Raw genomic sequence first — 2,418 nt, 5'->3', positions numbered from 1 at the left:
CTCTTCTCAGCATATGAATGCAGAAATTACTTCCTGAATTCAGGGTATGGACGTACTTAAATGCAGAATGCTCTAGTATCAAAAGCGAGTGTGACCATGCGCTCGTCAAGATCCCAGGCACACCACTTTAGGTCATCGTTTTTTTCTTGTTCCATATCAATCCCTAATTTCATCAAACAACCCCATCTGCTGGGGTTCATTCGTCTGTTTCACAGTCAGTGCACAATAGGACAGACCACGATTTCCGATTATGTGTGAAACAAACGCGCAGTATCAATATACGAAGTCTTGTCTTTTGCCTGTTGGTATTCGCTTAGTTCAGCAAAAAGCAAGACCTGACCCTATGTGTGCTTGGCCCTATGTGTGCTTTGTGTCTGAGACAAGCCACCCAGTACCCTTTTGTCCGGTTGAGGTAGTTACAACCAGGGCACCGATAGCACCACTTCACAGGGCAGGACTGAAGTGGAGTTCAGTAGTCACTCCGTTGAAATCGGGAGATTAGGTGTGGTCATGGCAGTAATGTGATGCCCCAACATAGATTTAACCGGCACACAGAGGCTTTGCCTCTGCGTGTTCGGCTGAACGACATGTTAGGGCCTCGCCGGGCAAATTGCGGATGTCTGCATTCGTTTTGCCGAGCACGGACAAGAAGGCTCGCAAGTCCTGCGTGCTGCCGGAAGTGTAGAAAGTCGTCGCGCCGATAATAGGTGATGCTGATCGAAGTGGCTGAGGGAGCCTGTGAGCGAGCTGGCGGGCAATGGCAGCAGACGGCTCCATGACGGAGACCGATGGACCTGCGATCTTGGCGATCTCGGTCGCAAGGAAGGAATAGTGGGTGCAGCCCAGCACGATGATGTCAGCGCCGGCGAGAAGGCCAGGACGAATGTACTGACCAAGGAGCCGTCGGGTGGTGTCACTGTTGAGCTCACGGCGTTCGACTTGTTCGGCAAGCCCGGGGCATGGTTGCAGGATGATCCGAGCACGCGCCCCATGTTCCTTACACAGGCTTACTACCGAGGGGCTCCTGATCGTATTCGGCGTCGCCAGGACGAGGACGACCTGAGACTTCGTAGCTGACGCGGCTGGCTTGATCGCTGGTTCCATTGCCACGATGGGTAGGGAGTGTCTGGCGCGAAGGGCTCGCGCCGCGACTACGCTGATCGTGTTGCAAGCGAGTACCAATGCCTTCACCTGGCAGCGCTGGAGAAAGCTGGTGATCTCCGCGGAGCGTGCCTCGAGGAACGTCGCGGAGCGGTCGCCGTATGGTGCGTGTCTGCTGTCAGCGACGTAAATGAAGGACTCCGCGGGTAGGGCGGCTTGGAGCGCCTGCAAGACTGATAGCCCACCAACACCAGAGTCGTAGACGCCGATGGGTGCGATTGAAGAGGTTGCGAGATGCATGACGAGGGCGTTGCGCGGGACCTAATTAGAATTAGACCTCCGAAATGACGCAATATATTGCGTCAAAAGTGAAACCTCGCACGACAAGTTGCATGCTATCTCCTTAAATTTTATAGAATTGCATTGATTTAGCTTTCATCATAACAAACTTTGTTAGATTCACAAATATGATGAATAGATTCCGGCTTTTGGACCAGATACGTGACAAACTCAGGCTTAAGCACTACAGCTACGTACCGAGCAATCTCGCAGTGCCTGTTGGTATTCGTTTAGCTTAGCAAAAAGCAAGACCTCGTATATTGACACTGTGTGTTTCTTGACCCTGTGTGTTTCTGCCAAAGCGGAAGATTATTCCTGGTCGAGTGCCGTGGCGCATTGTGGGTTAAAGGAAGATACGATATTGAGTCAAAAGACTGAGTGAAAAACAATGCGATCAAATTTCGAATTGGTCTGCATGGTTGGCGGAAGATGATGATCCCGAGAAACTTGAATTGTTGCGGCGAAATATTGAAAAAGGTTTACCTTGGGGGAGGAAAATTTTATTCGAGGATTGGAAAAGATTACGGGTAGATTGTTGCGTTATCGTCCTTTAGGGCGTCCAAGGAATGAAAAGGGAGAATAAAGGGTAGCGTCCTTTTTTATAAATGCACTTCATGCACTATGCAATGACTGACACTTTTTTGCACTTTTTTGCAGCGCGCTGTACCATTCGTTGCCTGTTGGATCTCATCCACCAGTCCCGGTCAATTTATAACGGAACAGCTCGCGGTAAGTTTTGTAAGTTTTCTATCTACCAGTAAACTGTAGTCTATCCCTAATATCTCCTACTGTTAGTCGGTCAATTCGTTCATTTCGCAAGATACAATGACTGACACCTTTTCTCTGCACCGACTGGGACTGTCCAGCGAGCAACGCGAGCTGCTTTGAGCGACTTGACTTATTATTCCAATTAGCATTGAAAAATGAAGAAATGAAACAATATAGCCATGAATTACGAGGAAAAAATCATGGCAAGAA

The 2,418-nt window shown here is 49.4% G+C and carries 1 protein-coding gene; it reads right to left on the bottom strand.

The genetic code is table 11. The features are described from left to right. Positions 1–540: 540 nt before the first annotated feature. Positions 541–1,401, bottom strand: a complete 861-nt coding sequence (gene murI / locus R2Q26_RS15650) for a glutamate racemase (protein ID WP_411182376.1) — start codon at positions 1,399–1,401, stop codon at positions 541–543. Positions 1,402–2,418 lie beyond the last annotated feature (1,017 nt).

It is taken from the genome of Nitrosomonas sp. Is37 (genome assembly GCF_033063275.1).
Classification (GTDB): Bacteria; Pseudomonadota; Gammaproteobacteria; order Burkholderiales; family Nitrosomonadaceae; genus Nitrosomonas.
This window is presented reverse-complemented; position numbering and strand designations above follow the sequence as displayed.